The organism is Microbacterium sp. H37-C3 (assembly GCF_027157935.1).
In the GTDB taxonomy this organism is placed as follows: domain Bacteria; phylum Actinomycetota; class Actinomycetes; order Actinomycetales; family Microbacteriaceae; genus Microbacterium; species Microbacterium plantarum.
On record NZ_JAPVLR010000001.1, the window covers coordinates 541,168 to 558,554 of the forward strand.

A 17,387-nucleotide genomic window follows, 5' to 3' on the forward strand; every position below is an offset into this window, starting at 1 on the left:
TCACTTTCTCCCAGGGCTCACTGACGGCCCCGCCGTGAGATCTCATCTCCGGCGGGGTCGTCCCCTTCTCCGGAGTCGTTCAGACCGGGTGTCGTAGAATTCCGTGTGCTTCCCGACACGATCTCCCCCGCTTCCGTAGCGCCCAGCGGCATCGATCCGGCCGACCTCGCCGCGACGCTCCGCGTTCTGGAGCAGCTCGCCGATATCGACCACGCCCACCCGGACTACGTCACGGTGCGTCGCGCGACAGCGGCGATGTTCAAGGCGGCGAAGAAGGTGCGGCGCCGTGAGATCCGGGATGCCGTTGCCTCCGCCGACCGCGCCGTGGTGCACGCCACCGCGACCGGCGCCCCCGACCGCATCGACGACGAGACCCGCGGCATCCCGATCTCGTCGTCCACGACCGCTCCGATCGCCGGGACCCTCATCAAGGCGCGCGCCTGCTACATCTGCAAGCAGCCGTACACGATCGTGGATGCCTTCTACCACCAGCTGTGCCCGGACTGCGCGGCGTTGAGCCACGCCAAGCGCGAGGCCCGCACCGATCTGACGGGTCGCCGGGCGCTGCTCACCGGCGGGCGAGCCAAGATCGGGATGTACATCGCGCTCCGACTGCTGCGCGATGGCGCGCACACCACCATCACGACGCGCTTCCCCCGCGACGCGGTTCGCCGGTTCACGAGCCTGCCCGACTCGCCGGAGTGGATCGACCGGCTCAAGGTCGTCGGCATCGACCTGCGCGATCCCGCCCAGGTCGTCGGACTCGCGGATGACGTCGCCGCGGCCGGTCCGCTCGACATCCTCATCAACAACGCGACGCAGACGGTGCGGCGCTCCCCCGGCGCCTACCAGCCCCTCGTCGACGCCGAGCTCTCGCCGCTGCCGGACGGGCCGCTGCCCGAGCTCGTCACCTTCGGCCACACCAACGACATGCACCCCCAAGCTCTCGAGCGCTCGGTGAACGCTCACCCGATCCTCGCCGCCGCAGCCTCGCGCGCCGACGAGCTCACCGAGCAGGCGATGGCCGCGGGCTCGAGCTCGCTCGAACGCCTCGCCGCCGGCACGGCGATCGACGCCGGCGGACTCATTCCCGACCTCGACAGCGTCAACTCGTGGACGCAGCGCGTCGGCGACGTCGACCCGCTCGAGATGCTCGAGGTCCAGCTCGCCAACACCACGGCCCCCTTCCTCCTGGTCTCGAAGCTGCGCGCCTCGCTCGCCGCGAGCCCGGCCCGCCGCACCTACGTCGTCAACGTCAGCGCGATGGAGGGCGTCTTCAACCGCGGTTACAAGGGCCCCGGCCACCCGCACACGAACATGGCCAAGGCCGCCGTGAACATGCTCACACGCACGAGCGCGCGGGAGATGTTCGAGACCGACGGCATCCTGATGACGAGCGTCGACACCGGATGGATCACCGACGAGCGTCCCCATCCGACCAAGGTCCGTCTGGCCGAGGAAGGCTTCCACGCCCCGCTCGACCTCGTCGACGGCGCCGCCCGCGTCTACGACCCGATCGTCCGTGGTGAGGCCGGCGAAGATCTGTTCGGAGTCTTCCTCAAGGACTACTCCCCCGGCGCATGGTGAGGCTCCCCGCCCCCGGCAGCCGTGTGGTCGTCCGCTACCTGCTGCCCACGGGACAGGCGACGGACGCGCTTGGCGAGCTGCTGAGCGCCGACGACGAGCTGGTCGTGGTGGACGGCAAGCGCGGGGTCGAACGTATCCGTCGCTCGGACATCGTCGCTGCCAAACCCGTCCCGCCGCCGCCGGCGCCGCGGCCGCGCCGCACCTGACCTCCGCTCCTGCTCAGCAAGAACACGAAAGCCCGCGAACCGATGACTCGGACTCGCGGGCTTTCGCTTCGAGGCGTCAGGCGTCAGGCGTCAGGCGTCGGAACGCACGAGGATCTTCGCCCCGGCCCCACCACGGAGCTTCTCGATGGCGCCGACGACACCGTCGATCGGGACCTCCTCGACCCATCCCGTCGTGTCGTAGACGCCGCGCGACATCGCGTCGATGACGGCGTCGAAGTCGGCCGGCAGGTACGCCAGCGCCCCGGCGATCTCGGTCTCGGCCATCACGAGCTGCGTCGGCGAAAACTCCATCGCGCGCTCGTGGATCGCCACGACGACGAGGCGGCCGCCGGGCACCAGGCTCGCGAGTCCCGACGTGATGGCGGGGCCGGCGCCTGCGGCGTCGAACGCGACGTCGGCACCGCGTCCGTCGGTCAGCTCGGCCACCGCGGCGGCGAGGTCGCCCGAGACGGGGTCGACGACCGTGGCACCAAGCGCGGCGATCGTCTCACGCCGCGAGGCGCTCGGCTCTGAGACGAGGACCTTCTCGACACCGCGAGCCTTGAGAGCGAACCAGACGCCGATGCCGATGGGACCGGCACCCGCGACGATCGCGGTCTGCCCCGCCTTCACGAAGGAGCGCTCGACCGCGTGCCACGCGACGGCCATGGGCTCGACGAGGGCACCCATCCGCAGATCGACGTTCTCGGGGAGCTTGTGCAGCATCGACGCCGGAACCGTCGTGTATTCCGCCATGCCACCGCCGTGCGAGCTGAGGCCGTGGAAGCCGATCTTCTGGCAGGCGTTGAACATGCCCTTCTGGCACGCGGGGCACTCGCCGCAGTAGTAGACGGGCCAGACGGCGGCGCGGTCGCCGACCGCGACCCCCTCGACCCCGTCGCCGACCTCGACGACGGTTCCCGCGAACTCGTGACCGAGGATCTGCGGAAGCTGCGCGCCCGTCACTGGGTGCGGCTCGTCGAGCGTGAGGCCCGCGGCTTCCGGGGCGTAGTAGACGTGCAGATCCGACCCGCAGATACCCGCGAAAGCGTTCTTCAGCTTCACCTGGCCCGCGTTCACCGTCGGTTCGTCGACGTTCTCCACACGGAGGTCTTCCTTCGCGTGGAACACTGCTGCCTTCATCGTGATCTCCTCTCGTTCGGCCGCGTCACCGCAGCCACCATTCCGGTGATGCGGCGAGGATCGCCCTCGTCGCCCACGCCACGTCGTCCGCGCCGCAGCGCAGCCAGACCTCGATCGCCGCGACCGTCCCGCCCGCCGCGTACGCGACGGCGATCTCTCGCGTCGGCTGGTCGTCCATCGCGGGCGGCTCGATCTCGGGATGCCGCGCGAGCCATACCTCGAGGCCGCGGGCGACGACCCGCTCGAGCACGTCACGGATCGGTGCGGCGAGCGAAGGATGCAGCGCCCCGCGGTACACGTCTGCTCGCTTCTTGACGTGCGAGAGCAGCAGGGCCTCGGCTGTCGAGAGCGAGTCGAGCTCGCCGACGTCGGAGAGCACCTCCGCCAGCTCGACGCTCAGCGCGTCGGCGACGAGCGCGACGGGCGAATCGGCGTGACGGTAGAACGTGTCGCGCGTCACGCCCGCCGTGCGGCAGATCTCCGACACCGAAAGATCGGAGAGCGGGCGCGTCGCAGCCAGATCGAGCGCGGCCCGGCGCAGTGCCTCTCGGCTGCGCATCGACCGCGGGTCCATGACTTCAGCCTATCCGACACGTGTCAGACAGTGGGTGGCTCGCTGCTTGTCGATTCCGCGCCACCGTCGGTGTCGGCCTCTCCACCCTCCGGTGCGGTCGGGGGCGTGAGCGGGATCGCGATCGACGCGATACCGCCCCCGCCGAGCAGGTCGCCCGCAGGGTCGGCGACCGGCGGCTCGTCGGGCAGCAGCTCGGCATTCGACTTCCGACGAACGGGCTCGGAGGGCAGACCCGCCCATTCGCTCGGTTCCTCGGGTCGCTGCGTGAAGAGTCCCATACGCCCATTGTCACTCGGCGGCACGCCGTTCGCGGCCGCACGGCCGTCGTCTTGCGATGATCGTTTCGGTGCGTTGCACGACCCACCCCCTCCGCGGGCCCCGACGCGGTCCGCCGACGCCATCCGAAGCCCGAGAGAGACCGACGTGCCCGAACCATCTCCCGGTGCCGCAGCACCGCGCGCCGCGCGCACCCCGGTGCTGCTGGCAACGCAGTTCCTCTTCAACACGGGCTTCTACGCCGTTGTGCCCTTCCTCGCGCTCGTCCTCACCGAGGACTTCGGCGTCGCGGCCACCACGGTCGGACTGATTCTCGGGGTCCGCACGTTCGCCCAGCAGGGAATGTTCCTCGTCGGCGGGGTGCTCGCCGACAGAATCGGCGCGCGCCGCGTCATTCTCCTCGGATGCGGCGTTCGCGTAGCCGGATTCACGACGCTCGCGGCATCCCTGCTGCTGGAACCGCCCCAGCTCGCCCTGTTCGTCATCGGTACCGTGCTCACGGGCCTCGGCGGAGCGTTGTTCTCACCGGGGCTCAACGTGCTCCTCGCGGACGCCGAGGGCCGGCGACCGCCCGCGGGAACCGGAACACGTGCCTCGCTCTTCGCCTGGCTCAGCATCACCGGCGAGCTGGGAGCTGTGACCGGACCCATGGTCGGTGCCGCTCTCCTCGGCTGGGGCTTCGAAGCGGTCGCGCTCTGCGGGGCCGCCTTCTTCGTCCTGATCGGACTGTTCCTCGCCTTCTCGCTGCCCGCCGCGCGCCGCGAACACACCTCCAAGGTCGCGGCGGGTCCGACAAGACGCTGGTGGTCGTTGCGCGACCGACGCTTCGTCGGCTTCTCGGCCGCGCACGCAGCCGACCTGCTGGCGTACAACCAGCTCTACCTCGCGTTGCCGTTGCAGCTCGCCACCACGGAGCACCCGGCCACCGCGACCGCCGGGATGTTCGCGTGGGTGTCGATCCTGACGCTGACGCTGCAGATCCCCGTGGCCCGCTGGTCGGCACGTGTCGGCGCTCCGGTCGCCCTCCGCCTCGGCTATGTCCTCTCCGCCGCCGGTTTCGCCGTCGTGGCGATCGGCGCGATGACGCCGGTGGCGGATGCCGCACGCGTCACGATCGTCGTCGTCGCGGCATCCCTCGTCGTGGCGGGCCACATGACGACCAACCCGACCGCACTCTCGCTGATCCCACGCTTCGCGGACGACCACCCGACGGGGTCCTTCTTCGGCCTGCTCGCCACCTGCGGGGGCGTCGCGGTGCTGATCGGCAACGTCATCGTCGGCGTCCTGCTCGCGATCCCCGGGACATCGGCTGCCGCCTGGCTCTTCCTGGCCGCACCGCTGATCGTGGCGGCGGTTGTGGCACCGCGGCTGGCACCGTCCGCCCGGCCTCACTGACCGCCGCCGCATCGAACACGAAACGGAAAAGCCCCGCCGAAGCGGGGCCTTACTCGAAGCTGGGGTACCTGGACTCGAACCAAGAACAACTGAACCAGAATCAGCCGTGTTGCCAATTACACCATACCCCATGGTCGGTTTGACCTCAGTCGCACCGAGGATCAACTATACCCGACGGATGCGGTGGGGCCTAACCGAGCGCCGCCCGGGCGCGTCAGCCGACGCGCTGGACGAGCGCGTCGAGCCGGCGGATGGTCTCGGATTTGCCGAGCAGCTCCATCGACTCGAACAGCGGCGGCGACACGCGACGTCCACTGAGGGCGACACGCAGCGGCCCGTAGGCGACACGCGGCTTGAGCCCGAGCCCCTCGATGAGGGCGGGCGCGAGGGCATCCTGCACCGCGGCTGCGGTGAAGCCCCGCTCGGGGACGAGCTCGAGGGCGCCGACCGATGCGACGAGCACCTCCCCCGCGTTCGCCGGAAGGCCCGAGAGGGCATCGTCGTCGTACGCGACCTCGGAGCGGAACAGGAAGCCGAGCAGGCCCGGTGCATCGCCGAGCAGCTGCATCCGCTCCTGGACGAGGGGCGCCGCGGCCTCGAGGATCTCGCGCTGCGCCGCCGTGGGAGGGTTCTCGATCAACCCGGCGCCGGAGAGATAGGGCACGAGGCGCTCGGCGAAGTCGTCGGGCGCGAGCATCCGCACGTGGTCGCCGTTGATCGACTCGGCCTTCTTCTGGTCGAAGCGGGCCGGGTTCGGGTTCACGTCGGCGATGTCGAACGCGGCGATCAGCTCGTCGCGCGTGAAGACGTCGCGATCGGGCGCGATCGACCAACCGAGGAGCGACAGGTAGTTCAGGAGCCCCTCGTGGATGAAGCCCTTCTCGCGCTGCAGGAAGAGATCGGCCTTCGGGTCGCGCTTCGACAGCTTCTTGTTGCCGGTCTCACCGAGGACGAGGGGCATGTGACCGAACCGCGGGACGAAATCGGTGACCCCGGCCTCGATGAGCGCCGCGTACAGCGCGAGCTGACGCGCCGTCGACGGCATGAGGTCCTCGCCGCGCAGAACGTGGGTGATGCCCATGAGCGCGTCGTCGACGGGGTTCACGAATGTGTAGAGCGGAACGCCGCCGGCGCGAACGATGACGAAGTCGGGGAACGACCCGGCGGGGAAGGTCACCTCGCCGCGGATGAGATCGACGAAGGTGAGGTCATGGTCGGGCACGCGCAGGCGCCACGCGGGCTCACGACCCTCGGCACGGAAGGCGGCCTTCTGCTCGTCGGTGAGGTCACGGTCGAAGTTGTCGTAGCCGAGCTGCTTCGCGCGGCCGTTCGCCTCGTTGCGGGCGTCGATCTCCTCGGCGGTCGAGTACGACTCGTAGACCACCCCGGCGGCGATGAGCTTGTCGAGCACCTCGCGGTAGATCTCGTGGCGCTGCGACTGGCGGTACGGCGCGTGCGGGCCGCCCTTCTCGACGCCCTCATCCCAGTCGATCTCGAGCCACCGCAGCGCTTCGAGCAGCTGCTGGTAGCTCTCCTCGCTGTCGCGCGCGGCGTCGGTGTCTTCGATGCGGAAGACCATCTTGCCGCCGTTGTGGCGCGCGTAGGCCCAGTTGAACAGGGCCGTGCGGATGAGGCCGACGTGCGGCAGACCGGTCGGCGACGGGCAGAACCGCACGCGGACATCGGTTCCGGCGGCGGTCGTGGTGGCGGGGTGCGGTGCGGTGGACATCCTCTCCAGCTTAGTTCTCGTGAGCGTCGCCGCCGGTGAGCTCCGCGACGACGGCCCGCAGGTGCCCCAGGACCGATGCCACCGCGGGAACCCGGCCCGCTCCGCCCGCGGAGACCGCGTGGATGGCGCGGCGTTCGCTCGCGGGAAGCGGTCGCGTCACCACACCGGGGAGGAGAGGGAATGACGCGACCGCGAGCCCGGGAAGAGTGGCGACACCGATTCCCTGGGCCACGAGCTGCTCGACCGCGACGAAATTGTCGGTCTCGAAGCGGATCGCGGGCTCGAACCCGGCTCGGCCGCACACCTCGAGCAGATGACCACGGCAGCGGGGGCATCCGGCGATCCAGGCCTCGTGCGCAAGTGGCGCGATCTCGATGGCCCCCGACCCGCGGGCGGCCGGGTGGTCGGCCGGCAGCACCGCCAGCAGGTCGTCGTACCCGATGACCTCTGTGTCGAGTCCTCGGACGTTCTCACCGTGCGGGTCGCTCCGATCACCCGGGTAACCGAACGTCAGAGCGATGTCGGCCCGGTCTGCGCGCACATCGGCGATCGCCTCGGGCGGCTCCGCCTCGACGTATGTCAGGGTCAGCCCCGGCTCCGCCAGGGCGAGCCGGTCCATCAGCCGCGGCAGCACCGTCGGCGAAGCGGAGGGGAAGCCGACCATGCGCACGGTCCCCGACCGCAATCCGGCGAGCTCGGCCAGTTCACCGGAGGCCGCCTCGATGACCGTCGCGACCGCCGCCGCGTGCCGGGCGATCACGCGGCCTGCTTCGGTGAGCCGCATCCGTCGCCCGACCCGCTCGACGACCGGCACGCCGAGGCGCTGTTCCAGCCGCTTGATCTGCTGGCTCACGGCCGGCTGACTGTAGCCCAAGGCCGTCGCCGCCGCTGTGATGGAGCCACCGTCGGCGACGGCCCGCACGACGCGCAACTCGGTGACGTCGAGACGATAGTCCGGGGTATCCATCCGGATAGATAACTAGGCGTGATGCTTTGTATGCAAATCCTGCCGTAGACCAATAGATCACGATCGCGCAGCCTGGATGCATGCAGACGACGACTCTCACACCGGAGGAGCTTCACGCCGCGTTCCCGGGGGCTCGGGGCTATCTCGCCGCCTGCAGCACGGGCCTGCCGACGGTCGCGACGCGGGCGGCGGTCGTCGCCGACCTCGATGCCCGGCCCGATCTCGTTCATTACGCGGACGTGGCCGAGCGCTGCCGCGCCCACTTCGCCCGATTGGTGTCGACCGACCCCGGGCACGTGGCCATCGGGTCGCAGACGTCGGTCCTGGTCGGCATGATCGCGGCTTCCCTCCCCGATGGCGCGACCGTGCTGTGCCCCGAGGGCGAGTTCTCCTCGCTCGTTCTCCCGTTCGCGCACGCCGGGCGCGGCATCCGAGTCCGCGCCGTCCCGCTCGCCGACCTCGCCGACGCGATCACTCCGGGTGTCGACCTGGTCGCATTCTCGATCGTGCAGTCGGCCACGGGAGAGGTCGCCGACGCGGCCGCGATCGCCGAGGCCGCGCAGCGGGCCCGAGCCCGCACGCTCTGCGACGCGACACAGGCCGCGGGCTGGCTCCCCCTCGACGCCGGGCAGTTCGACGCCCTCGTCTGCCACACGTACAAGTGGCTGTGCGCGCCTCGCGGCGTGGCGTTCCTCGTGCTCGCCGACGACTTCGCAGCGACGCTCACACCTCTGCATGCCGGGTGGTACGCCGGCGAGAACCCCTGGGCTGCGTGCTACGGGACCGACGCGACCCTCGCCCGCTCCGCCCGACGCTTTGACGTGTCACCCGCCTGGCAGGCGATGGTGGGGGCGGAACCGGCCCTGGCGATGTTCGCGGATGCCGACCCTGCGGCCCTGCACGCGCGGGTGACCGGTCTCGCTTCGGACTTCCGCACGCGGCTCGGACTGCCCGAGCCGCTGCGCGCGAGCCCCATCGTCGCGTGGCCCGACCCCGCCGGTGCGGATCTCGCACGGCTGACGTCCGCCGGGGTGGCGGCATCCGGTCGTCGCGGCAATGCGCGCATCGCGTTCCACGTCTTCAACGACGAGGCCGACGTCGAGCTGGCCGCGACCGCCCTCCTCGGCTGATCAGCGGAGCACGGCAGTGGGCGGCGTCACGCCGTCAGTGCCCACCCGGTCGACGCGAGCGCATCGGCGATGTGGGAATCACCCGCGAAGTCGATGCCATCGGTGAAGAAGCTGATGATCACCAGCGCGAACATCAGCGCGATGGAGAGGAAGAGGATCGCGCTCGAGACGAGGGCGATGATCAACTGTGCGCGGTGGCTCATGACTCCACGGTGCCAGCCTTCCGCCCCGGAGCAAAATGCTTGCCGCTGAGCGCCCCGGCGGCTAGGCCTCGACCGAGCCGGTCGCACCGTCAGCTGAGCGCGTCGATCGGGCCGCACGAACGCCGCCGATCACGACGACAGCGACGACAGCGAGAGCGCACACCGCCAGGCCCGCGTAGCCAATGAGCCCCAGCACTCCCCCGGCCGCGGCGGCGCCCGCGGCCCCGACGACGTTCATGATGGCGTCGCTGCGTCCCTGACGCGCGGTGCGGCGCTCCGGCGACGACGCCTCGGTGAGCAGCGCCGATCCCGCCACGGTGGCTCCGCTCCAGCCGAGCCCGAGCAGGATCAGCGAGGCAGTGACAGCGAGGGCCGAGTCGGCGCCCACCGCGGCGACGACGAGAGATGCGGCGAGCAGAGCCTGACCGAGAAGGATCGTCGCGACGCGCCCGAGACGGTCGGCGAGGATGCCGAAGACGGGTGACAGCGCGTACATGCCGGCGATGTGCAGGCTGATGGTGAGCCCGACGACCGAGAGTTCCGCACCGTGGTGGACGAGATGCAGAGGCGTCATCGCCATGACCGACACCATGACCCCGTGCGATCCGGCGATCGCGAGCACCGCGTAACGGGCGGCACCGGGTCGGTCGGCCTGCGCCCGGCGCGTCGCCGACGCCTGGGGTGCCTCGGCGCTAGAGGTGCGCGCGAGCAACAGCGGGTCGGGCCGCAGAGAAACGAGGTACAGGGCGATGGCCAGCAGCTGTGCGACCGCCGTGAACAGGTACGGCCCGGTCAGGGGAGGCATCCCCACCACGTCGCCGAGCGCCTCACCGGCGCCGATCAGGTTCGGACCGAGCACAGCGCCGATGGTGGTCGCCCACACGACGATCGAGAGGTCGCGCCCGCGCGTGCGATCGGTCGCGAGATCGGTCGCGGCGAACCGGGACTGCAGATTCGCGGCCTGGCCGGCGCCGATCAACGCGAACGCGATCAACAGCACGGGGAACAGCCCGGAAGCTGTGCCGAAGACGACGAGGGCCACGCCGACGAGCGCCAGCAGCATCCCGAGTGTCAGTGCCGGTCGGCGCCCCGATCGCGACGCGAAGGAAGCCAACGGCATCGCGAGCAGCGCGGCACCGAGGGTCACCGCTGCGGTCGGAAGACCCGCGAGCGCTTCGTCGCCCGTGAGCCGCTCGGTGATGACCGCACCGAGCGAGATCGTCGAGCCGAAACCGATGCCGCCGAGCACCTGACCGAGCGAGAGCACGACCAGGGAACGCCGGCGGACGGCGTCACGCGCGCCGACCGCGGCGGCCGTGGTCGGAACCGGGATGCTCTCCCCGTCAGGCATCCCGGACGATGTTGCGCAGGATGCCGAGACCGTCGATCTCGACCTCCACGACATCGCCCGCGCTGAGTGGCCCGACGCCCGCAGGAGTCCCCGTCAGGATGACGTCGCCCGGCAGCAGCGTGAACGCGGCGGACGCATAGGCGATGAGATCGGCGATGCCGTGGACCATATCGGTCAGCGGTGCACGCTGCTTCTCGTCGCCGTTCACCCGGGCGACGAGCTCGGCCTGTGACGGGTCGAACTCGGTCTCGATGGCCGGCCCGAGCGGGCAGAACGTGTCGAAGCCCTTGGCCCGCGTCCACTGGCCGTCGCTGCGCTGCAGGTCGCGTGCCGTGACATCGTTCGCGATCGAGTAGCCGAACACATGGCTGAGCGCGTCGTCGGCGGAGACGTTGCGGGTGACCTTGCCGATGACGACGGCGAGCTCGCCCTCGAAGTCCACCTGCTGCGACTGGGTCGGGCGGACGATGGCGTCGCCGGGACCGATCACCGAGGTGTTCGGCTTGAAGAACAGCAAGGGTTCCGCGGGCACCTCATTGCCGAACTCCGCGGCGTGCTCGCGGTAGTTCCGGCCGACGGCGATGATCTTGGATCGCGGGATGACGGGAGCCAGCAGCACGGCGTCGCTGAGCGCAACGCGCTCGCCCGTCGTGTCGTAGCCCGCGTACATCGGGTCGCCTGCCAGGGTCACCAGGTCGGTGCCGTCGAGGATGCCGTAGCGAATGGCCTCGTTGTGGGAGAACCGTACGATCTTCATCTCAGCCGTCCAATCGCACGAGCCAGCCGTGCTTGTCTTCGCGTCGTCCGTACTGGATGTCGGTGAGCTCTTCGCGCAGTGACAGGGCGAGCTCGCCGACCGGCTGCTCGTCGAAGAAGTCGTGGCCCTTGAGAATCCCGATCGGCGTCACGACGGCAGCGGTACCGCAGGCGAAGACCTCGACGATGTCACCGGATGCCACGCCCTGGCGCCACTCGTCCAGCGAGACGGCGCGTCCCTCGACCTTATGCCCGCGGTCGCGCGCGAGCTGCAGGATCGAGTCGCGGGTGATCCCTTCGAGGATCGAGTCGGACTGCGGCGTGACGATGGTGCCGTCCTTGTAGACGAACACGACGTTCATGCCGCCGAGCTCCTCCACGTTGCGGTCCTGATCGAGGAAGACGACCTGGTCGCACTCGTTCTCGTACGCCTCGGCCTGCGGGAGCAGGCTCGACGCGTAGTTGCCGCCGGTCTTGGCGGCGCCCGTGCCGCCCTTGCCTGCGCGGGCGTAGTCCTCGCTGAGCCAGATCGAGACAGGCTTCACACCTCCGGTGAAGTAAGCACCCGCCGGGCTCGCGATCAGGTAGTACGCGACCTTGTTCGCGGGGCGCACGCCGAGGAACGCCTCCTTCGCGAACATGAACGGCCGCAGATAGAGCGACTGATCAGCGCCGGAGGGCACCCAATCCCCATCGACGGCGATGAGCTCGCGGAGCGACTGGATGAACCATTCGACCGGCAGCTCGGGCAGCGCGAGGCGGCGCGCGGAGCGCTGGAGCCGCCGACCGTTCTGGTCGGGTCGGAAGGTATGGACCGAGCCGTCGGCGTGACGATAGGCCTTGATGCCCTCGAAGATCTCCTGGCCGTAGTGCAGCACCGCCGCAGCCGGATCGAGGGTGATCGGACCGTACGGCTGGACGCGCGGGCGGTGCCAGCCGCCCCGGACCGACCAGCAGATGTCGACCATGTGGTCGGTGAAGTGCGTGCCGAACCCGGGATTCGCGAGGATCTCCTCGCGACGGGCAGCCGAGGCTGCGGTGAGGTTTCGCGTGACGGCGAACTCGAGGGCTTCGAGTCCGGCGTCGGGGTCGTTTTCGAGGAGCGTCATCTGTCTTCCCAGAGAATGTCGGGCGGCGGGCGGCTTCCAGGCTACGCCTGGAGTCGAGCCGTGATCGCGTCGCCGATCTGTGTCGTGGTGCGCGGGCCCGAGCTGCGGTCCGCGATGTCAGCCTCGACCGCGCGTGTCACGCGTCGAGCGGCCTCCGTGAGCCCGAGGTGATCGAGCAGCAACGAGACGGAGAGGATCGCGGCCGTGGGATCGGCCTTCTGCTGGCCCGCGATGTCGGGCGCCGATCCGTGGACGGGCTCGAACATCGAGGGGAACGCGCCGTCGGGGTTGATGTTCCCCGATGCGGCGAGGCCGATGCCTCCGGTGACGGCGCCGGCCAAGTCGGTCAGGATGTCGCCGAAGAGGTTGTCGGTGACGATCACATCGAAACGGCCCGGGTTCGTGACCAGGAAGATCGTCGCCGCGTCGACGTGGAGATAGTCTACGGCGACGTCCGGGTGCTCAGCCGCCACCTCGTCCACGATGCGCTTCCAGATCCCGCCCGCGTGCACGAGGACGTTCGTCTTGTGCACCAGCGTCAGCTTCTGCCGCCGGCGCTCAGCCAGATCGAACGCGTAGCGCACGACACGCTCGACACCGAAAGCGGTGTTCACGGAGGTCTCGTTCGCGACCTCGTGCGGGGTGCCGCGGCGGATGCTGCCGCCGTTGCCGACGTACGGCCCCTCGGTGCCCTCGCGGACCACGACGAAGTCGATCTCCCCGGGGTCGGCGAGTGGACCCGGAACGCTCGGATACAGCTTCGACGGCCGGAGGTTGACGTAGTGGTCGAGCTCGAAGCGAAGCTTGAGCAGGAGTCCCCGCTCGATGTTCGCGTCGCGCAGCCGCGGGTCGCCGGGCACTCCCCCGACCGCGCCGAGGAGGATCGCGTCGTGCCCCGCGATGGCCGCGAGGTCGTCGTCCGTGAGAGTGTCACCGGTCTCGAGGTAGCGCGCCGCACCGAGCGCGAACCGCGTCCTGTCGATGACCACATCCGTCCCCGCCACGGCCGCGTCGAGCACCTTCTCGGCCTCGGCGACGACCTCGGGACCGATTCCGTCGCCCGGAATCACGGCCAGCTTCACGACGCGCGACATCGCTCTCCTCGTTCTCGGCGAAGCGGCGCGCCGAGCGCTCAGTGCTCGGCGGGCCGCGAGTGGGATCCCTTCAGCGTAGTGGCCGCGATGATGCCCGCGCAGACGACGAGCACAGCGCCGATGGCCGCGGTCACGCCGACGCCGGAGTCGAACGCGTGCGCGGCCGCATCCATCAGCTGACGTCCGATCGGCTCGGGCAGACCCTGCGCGACGTTGACGGCTCCCGCGAGAGTCTCGCGCGCTGCATCAGCGGCCTCGGCTGGTACCCCTTCGGGGACCGTCATACCGACGCGATACATCGCGGTGAGGATGCCGCCGAGCACCGCTGTTCCCAGCACGGCGCCCACCTCGTACGCAGTCTCGGACACTGCACTGGCCGCTCCTGCCTTCGCCGGCGGGGCGCTCGCGAGCACGAGTTCGTTCGACACCGTCTCCGCCGCGCCGATGCCCATACCCAGCAGGGCGAACGCGAGCACGAGCTCGATCATGCTCTCGGCGTCGGTCAGGAGCGCGATCATGACGTACCCGGCGGCCGACAGCGCGAGAGCCGCGGGCACGACGATCCGCGGTGAGACCCGGCGCGAGATGGGCACGACTCCCAACCCGGCGACGATCATCATGGCGAGCCCCGGAACCAGGGCCAGCCCGGCTTGCAGCGGCGAGAGACCGACGATCAGCTGCAGATGCTGCGTCACGAAGTACAGGAACCCGACGAGGGCCACGACGCTCAGGAGGTTGACCAGCAGCGCACCGCTGAAGGTGCCGCGGGAGAACAGCCGCATGTCGAGCATCGGCTCGTTCACGCGAAGCTGGCGCCGCACGAACAGCCAGCCGAACACCAGTCCGAGCGCGAACAGCACCGGCGGGGTGATGCCCCACCCCTTCACCGCGAAGTCCTTGATGGCGTAGACGATCGGCACCATCGTCAGCATCGACAGGGCGATGCTGATCGGATCGATGCGCCCCGGCCGCGGATCGCGGCTCTCGGGAACGAGGAAGGGCGCGAGCACGAGCAGCGGCACGAGTACCGGTACCGCCATGAGGAACACCGACCCCCAGCTGAAGTGCTCGAGCAGCACGCCGCCGACGATCGGACCGAGCGCGGCGCCCGCCGAGAACATCGAGGCCCAGACCGCGATGGCGAGCCGGCGCTGGTCCCGGTCGGTGAAGATGCTCCGCAGCAGCGACAGCGTCGACGGCATCAGCATGGCGCCGAACACGCCCATCGCCGCCCTCGCCGCGATCAGCATCTCGGCGTTGGGCGCGAAGGCCGCCAGGGCGGAGACCGTTGCAAACCCGGTCGCGCCGACCAGCAGCATCCGGCGCCGACCGAAGCGATCGCCGAGCGACCCCATCGTCACGAGGAGTCCCGCGAGGATGAGCGGATACACGTCGATGATCCAGAGCTGTTGCGCGCTGGTGGGGCTCAGGGCTCGTGCGATCTCGGGCAGCGCGAAGCTCAGCACCGTGTTATCCACCGATACGAGCAGCACCGGCAGCATCAGCACGCCGAGCGCGGCCCACCCCCGCCAGCCGACCCGTCGGCCCTGGCCGTCTGCGATTGCGATCTCTTCTGTCAACGTCATTAGTTCACCGTCCAGCCGGTATAGTAACAGGACCGAACGCCGAGACGCGAGAGGATTGAGGACATGAGTCGTCCCCCACGCGCACGCGAGAGCGTGCTCGACGCGTACGAGAATCTGCTGATCTCCGACGGAGCCCGGGGCGCCACGATGGACGCCGTCGCCGCCGCAGCCGGGGTCTCGAAGGGAGGACTGCTGTACCACTACGCCTCGAAGGAGGCGCTCGAGACGGCCCTCCTGGAGCGGATGATGGAGCTCGCGCGTCTCGACGTCGACGACATGGCGCAGCATCCCGAGGGGATCGTCGCGGCCTATCTCCGCACTTCGGTGATGGAGGACAGCGCGCTCGATCGCGCGCTCTTGGCCGGTTCCCGTCTGGCTCAGAGCGGTCACCCCGCTGCGAGCGCCGCGCTGCGCGACGTCCGCACCCTGTGGGAAGAGGCGCTCCGCGAGCACACGCGCGACGAGACGGCGCTGCAGCTCGTGCTTCTGGTCGGCGACGGCCTCTACTTCAACAACGCGCTGGGGGCGGGCGCTGTCGTGGGTCCCCTCCCCCAGGGCGAAGACTTCGACGCACTCATCCGGTTGGTGCTCAGCGTCGCCCGACCATGACCGATGCCCGGGACGAATCCGCCCCGGGCATCGAATCGAGCACTCAGACCTCGGTCAGCTCGATCTGGCGGAACAGGTCTGCAGCCACGGCCTCGCGCATCTCGTCGAGAAGGTGGTCGGGCACCGGCGAATCGACCGTGAGCACCGAGAGCGCGCGGCCCGAGGCGTCCGGGCGCGCGACCTGCAGACCGGCGATGTTGATGCCCGCCTCCCCCAGCTTCTGCCCGTAGATCGCGACGATGCCGGGCCGGTCGGCGTAGCGCATCACAACGTGGTGACGCTCGATCGGCACCTCGACCTCGTACCCGTTGATACCGACCACCTTCGGAACCATCCGCGTTCCGGCGAGAGTGCCCTCGACCGTCAGGACCGACCCGTCGGAGAGGGTGCCCCGGAGAATGGTGATGTTGCGGTAGAGCGGGCTGTCGGCCTCGACGATGAGACGAGTCTCGATGCCGCGCTGCTCGGCGAAGAGCGGTGCGTTCACGTACGAGACGTTCTCGCTGACGATATTGGTGAAGATGCCCTTCAGCGCGGCGAGACGGTACACGCTCACGTCGTAGGCGGCCAGCTCGCCGCGGACCTCGATGTCGAGGCTCGTCAGTGCGCTGGGCGCAAGACCCGTGAAGATCTGGCCGAGCTGCTCGACGAGCGCGATGCCGGGGCGGACGAAGGGGTCGATGACACCCCCGGCGACGTTGACGGCATCGGGCACGAGGTCGCCCTCGAGAGCGAGCTTGACCGACTTCGCGACCGAGACGCCCGCCTTCTCCTGAGCCTCATCGGTCGACGCGCCGAGGTGCGGCGTGACGACGACGTTCGGCAGAGAGAGCAGCGGGTACGCCGTGCCGTCCTCCTTCGGCGGCTCGCTCGTGAACACGTCGAGCCCCGCCCCGGCGATCTCGCCGGTCGTGAGAGCGGCGTAGAGGGCCTCCTCGTCGATCAGGCCGCCGCGAGCGACGTTGACGACGTAGGCGGACTTCTTCATGCGCGCGAACTGCTCGGCGCCGATCATGCCGGTCGTCTCAGGCGTCTTGGGCATGTGGATCGTGACGAAATCGCTCTGCGCGAGCAGGTCGTCGAGGCTCAACAGCGTCACGCCGAGCTGCTGTGCACGGGTGGGAGTGACGTAGGGGTCGTATGCCACGACGTTGACGCCGAATGCCTGCAGTCGCGCAGCGATCAGCGCACCGATACGGCCGAGGCCGATGATGCCCACGGTCTTCTCGAACAGCTCGGTTCCGGTGAAGGACGAGCGCTTCCACGCACCGGTCGCGAGCGACGCGTGAGCCGCGGGAATGTGGCGCGCAAGGCTGAGGATGTGGCCGACGGTGAGCTCGGCCGCGGAGATGATGTTGGATGTCGGAGCGTTGACCACCATCACACCGGCAGCAGTTGCGGCCTTGATGTCGACGTTGTCGAGTCCGACGCCCGCGCGAGCGATGACCTTCAGCGAGGGCGCGGCAGCGATCGCCTCGGCATCCATCTTGGTCGCCGATCGGATCAGCACAGCATGCGCGTCGGCGAGAGCCGGCAGCAGCGCGGCACGGTCGGCGCCGTCGACGGATCGGATCTCGAAATCAGGACCGAGGGCATCGATCGTGGCGGGCGAGAGTTCTTCGGCGATGAGCACGACGGGCTGGGGCACGGACGATCCTCTGGAGCATGCGCA

17 protein-coding genes and 1 tRNA gene are annotated in these 17,387 nt (G+C 69.7%); 5 read left to right on the plus strand and 13 right to left on the minus strand.

Annotation, left to right across the window (positions count from 1 at the left end; translation table 11 throughout):
* The first annotated feature begins 105 nt into the window (after positions 1 to 105).
* Entirely contained in the window at positions 106 to 1,587 is a 1,482-nt protein-coding gene (locus tag O1W71_RS02705; protein WP_269266437.1) for an SDR family NAD(P)-dependent oxidoreductase, read from the plus strand.
* Entirely contained in the window at positions 1,581 to 1,793 is a 213-nt protein-coding gene (locus O1W71_RS02710; protein WP_269266438.1) for a putative acetyltransferase, read from the plus strand. The genes O1W71_RS02705 and O1W71_RS02710 overlap by 7 nt, the downstream gene beginning before the upstream one ends.
* A 90-nt stretch (positions 1,794 to 1,883) precedes the next feature.
* Here the strand turns inward: O1W71_RS02710 and O1W71_RS02715 are convergent, their stop codons facing one another.
* The 3 genes from O1W71_RS02715 to O1W71_RS02725 are packed head-to-tail and all read right to left on the minus strand — an operon-like array spanning position 1,884 to position 3,788.
* Positions 1,884 to 2,936 carry a 2,3-butanediol dehydrogenase gene (locus O1W71_RS02715; protein WP_269266439.1) on the minus strand — a complete coding sequence of 351 codons (1,053 nt, stop codon included), beginning with the start codon at positions 2,934 to 2,936 and terminating at the stop codon, positions 1,884 to 1,886.
* Positions 2,937 to 2,961: 25 nt separating this feature from the next.
* Positions 2,962 to 3,510, minus strand: a complete 549-nt coding sequence (locus tag O1W71_RS02720) for a TetR/AcrR family transcriptional regulator (protein WP_269266440.1) — start codon at positions 3,508 to 3,510, stop codon at positions 2,962 to 2,964.
* A gap of 23 nt (positions 3,511 to 3,533) precedes the next feature.
* Positions 3,534 to 3,788 (minus strand): hypothetical protein, encoded by a 255-nt coding sequence (locus O1W71_RS02725; RefSeq protein WP_269266441.1) that lies wholly within the window; start codon positions 3,786 to 3,788, stop codon positions 3,534 to 3,536.
* 145 nt (positions 3,789 to 3,933) lie between these two features.
* On the opposite strand from O1W71_RS02725, the gene O1W71_RS02730 reads away from it, so the two are divergent.
* The gene (locus O1W71_RS02730; RefSeq protein WP_269266442.1) at positions 3,934 to 5,181 is read left to right on the plus strand and encodes an MFS transporter; all 1,248 of its coding nucleotides are present in this window, start codon (positions 3,934 to 3,936) and stop codon (positions 5,179 to 5,181) included.
* A 59-nt stretch (positions 5,182 to 5,240) separates the two neighbouring features.
* Here O1W71_RS02730 and O1W71_RS02735 read toward each other — a convergent pair.
* The 3 genes from O1W71_RS02735 to O1W71_RS02745 form a co-directional block, all read right to left on the minus strand.
* Positions 5,241 to 5,312 (minus strand) — tRNA-Gln (locus O1W71_RS02735).
* An 83-nt stretch (positions 5,313 to 5,395) separates the two neighbouring features.
* Positions 5,396 to 6,910 carry a glutamate--tRNA ligase gene (gene gltX / locus O1W71_RS02740; RefSeq protein WP_269266443.1) on the minus strand — a complete coding sequence of 505 codons (1,515 nt, stop codon included), beginning with the start codon at positions 6,908 to 6,910 and terminating at the stop codon, positions 5,396 to 5,398.
* Between the two features lie 10 nt (positions 6,911 to 6,920).
* Positions 6,921 to 7,877: a LysR family transcriptional regulator gene (locus O1W71_RS02745; RefSeq protein WP_269266444.1), complete on the minus strand. Its 957-nt coding sequence runs from the start codon at positions 7,875 to 7,877 to the stop codon at positions 6,921 to 6,923.
* A gap of 80 nt (positions 7,878 to 7,957) precedes the next feature.
* On the opposite strand from O1W71_RS02745, the gene O1W71_RS02750 reads away from it, so the two are divergent.
* The gene (locus O1W71_RS02750; RefSeq protein WP_269266445.1) at positions 7,958 to 9,007 is read left to right on the plus strand and encodes an aminotransferase class V-fold PLP-dependent enzyme; all 1,050 of its coding nucleotides are present in this window, start codon (positions 7,958 to 7,960) and stop codon (positions 9,005 to 9,007) included.
* Between the two features lie 26 nt (positions 9,008 to 9,033).
* Here O1W71_RS02750 and O1W71_RS02755 read toward each other — a convergent pair whose 3' ends face one another.
* The 6 genes from O1W71_RS02755 to O1W71_RS02780 all read right to left on the minus strand — a co-directional run bounded on the left by O1W71_RS02755 (position 9,034) and on the right by O1W71_RS02780 (position 15,106).
* Entirely contained in the window at positions 9,034 to 9,210 is a 177-nt protein-coding gene (locus O1W71_RS02755) for a hypothetical protein (protein ID WP_269266446.1), read from the minus strand.
* Between the two features lie 61 nt (positions 9,211 to 9,271).
* Positions 9,272 to 10,561: an MFS transporter gene (locus O1W71_RS02760; RefSeq protein ID WP_269266447.1), complete on the minus strand. Its 1,290-nt coding sequence runs from the start codon at positions 10,559 to 10,561 to the stop codon at positions 9,272 to 9,274.
* The gene (locus O1W71_RS02765; RefSeq protein WP_112614408.1) at positions 10,554 to 11,318 is read right to left on the minus strand and encodes a fumarylacetoacetate hydrolase family protein; all 765 of its coding nucleotides are present in this window, start codon (positions 11,316 to 11,318) and stop codon (positions 10,554 to 10,556) included. Before O1W71_RS02765 ends, O1W71_RS02760 begins: the two co-directional genes overlap by 8 nt.
* 1 nt (position 11,319) lies before the next feature.
* Positions 11,320 to 12,426, minus strand: coding sequence for a branched-chain amino acid aminotransferase (locus O1W71_RS02770; RefSeq protein WP_112614406.1), 1,107 nt, complete (start codon positions 12,424 to 12,426; stop codon positions 11,320 to 11,322).
* Between the two features lie 41 nt (positions 12,427 to 12,467).
* Positions 12,468 to 13,520, minus strand: a complete 1,053-nt coding sequence (locus tag O1W71_RS02775) for a 3-isopropylmalate dehydrogenase (protein ID WP_269266448.1) — start codon at positions 13,518 to 13,520, stop codon at positions 12,468 to 12,470.
* Between the two features lie 38 nt (positions 13,521 to 13,558).
* Positions 13,559 to 15,106, minus strand: a complete 1,548-nt coding sequence (locus O1W71_RS02780) for an MFS transporter (RefSeq protein WP_269266449.1) — start codon at positions 15,104 to 15,106, stop codon at positions 13,559 to 13,561.
* A gap of 63 nt (positions 15,107 to 15,169) precedes the next feature.
* Here O1W71_RS02780 and O1W71_RS02785 point away from each other — a divergent pair, with 63 nt between their 5' ends.
* Positions 15,170 to 15,715 carry a TetR/AcrR family transcriptional regulator gene (locus O1W71_RS02785; protein WP_181574124.1) on the plus strand — a complete coding sequence of 182 codons (546 nt, stop codon included), beginning with the start codon at positions 15,170 to 15,172 and terminating at the stop codon, positions 15,713 to 15,715.
* A gap of 43 nt (positions 15,716 to 15,758) precedes the next feature.
* On the opposite strand, the gene serA is transcribed toward O1W71_RS02785, so the two are convergent.
* Positions 15,759 to 17,363, minus strand: a complete 1,605-nt coding sequence (gene serA / locus O1W71_RS02790; protein ID WP_269266450.1) for a phosphoglycerate dehydrogenase — start codon at positions 17,361 to 17,363, stop codon at positions 15,759 to 15,761.
* Positions 17,364 to 17,387: the final 24 nt, after the last annotated feature.

Excerpts from the sequence above, each read along its gene's own strand:
- O1W71_RS02770 (WP_112614406.1), bottom strand. The coding sequence starts at position 12,426 with ATGACGCTCCTCGAAAACGACCCCGACGCCGGACTCGAAGCCCTCGAG.
- O1W71_RS02750 (WP_269266445.1), top strand. The coding sequence starts at position 7,958 with ATGCAGACGACGACTCTCACACCGGAGGAGCTTCACGCCGCGTTCCCG.
- O1W71_RS02775 (WP_269266448.1), bottom strand. The coding sequence starts at position 13,520 with ATGTCGCGCGTCGTGAAGCTGGCCGTGATTCCGGGCGACGGAATCGGT.
- O1W71_RS02720 (WP_269266440.1), bottom strand. The coding sequence starts at position 3,510 with ATGGACCCGCGGTCGATGCGCAGCCGAGAGGCACTGCGCCGGGCCGCG.
- O1W71_RS02760 (WP_269266447.1), bottom strand. The coding sequence starts at position 10,561 with ATGCCTGACGGGGAGAGCATCCCGGTTCCGACCACGGCCGCCGCGGTC.
- gltX (WP_269266443.1), bottom strand. The coding sequence starts at position 6,910 with ATGTCCACCGCACCGCACCCCGCCACCACGACCGCCGCCGGAACCGAT.
- O1W71_RS02725 (WP_269266441.1), bottom strand. The coding sequence starts at position 3,788 with ATGGGACTCTTCACGCAGCGACCCGAGGAACCGAGCGAATGGGCGGGT.
- O1W71_RS02715 (WP_269266439.1), bottom strand. The coding sequence starts at position 2,936 with ATGAAGGCAGCAGTGTTCCACGCGAAGGAAGACCTCCGTGTGGAGAAC.
- O1W71_RS02755 (WP_269266446.1), bottom strand. The coding sequence starts at position 9,210 with ATGAGCCACCGCGCACAGTTGATCATCGCCCTCGTCTCGAGCGCGATC.
- O1W71_RS02745 (WP_269266444.1), bottom strand. The coding sequence starts at position 7,877 with ATGGATACCCCGGACTATCGTCTCGACGTCACCGAGTTGCGCGTCGTG.
- O1W71_RS02765 (WP_112614408.1), bottom strand. The coding sequence starts at position 11,318 with ATGAAGATCGTACGGTTCTCCCACAACGAGGCCATTCGCTACGGCATC.
- O1W71_RS02710 (WP_269266438.1), top strand. The coding sequence starts at position 1,581 with ATGGTGAGGCTCCCCGCCCCCGGCAGCCGTGTGGTCGTCCGCTACCTG.
- O1W71_RS02780 (WP_269266449.1), bottom strand. The coding sequence starts at position 15,106 with ATGACGTTGACAGAAGAGATCGCAATCGCAGACGGCCAGGGCCGACGG.
- O1W71_RS02785 (WP_181574124.1), top strand. The coding sequence starts at position 15,170 with ATGAGTCGTCCCCCACGCGCACGCGAGAGCGTGCTCGACGCGTACGAG.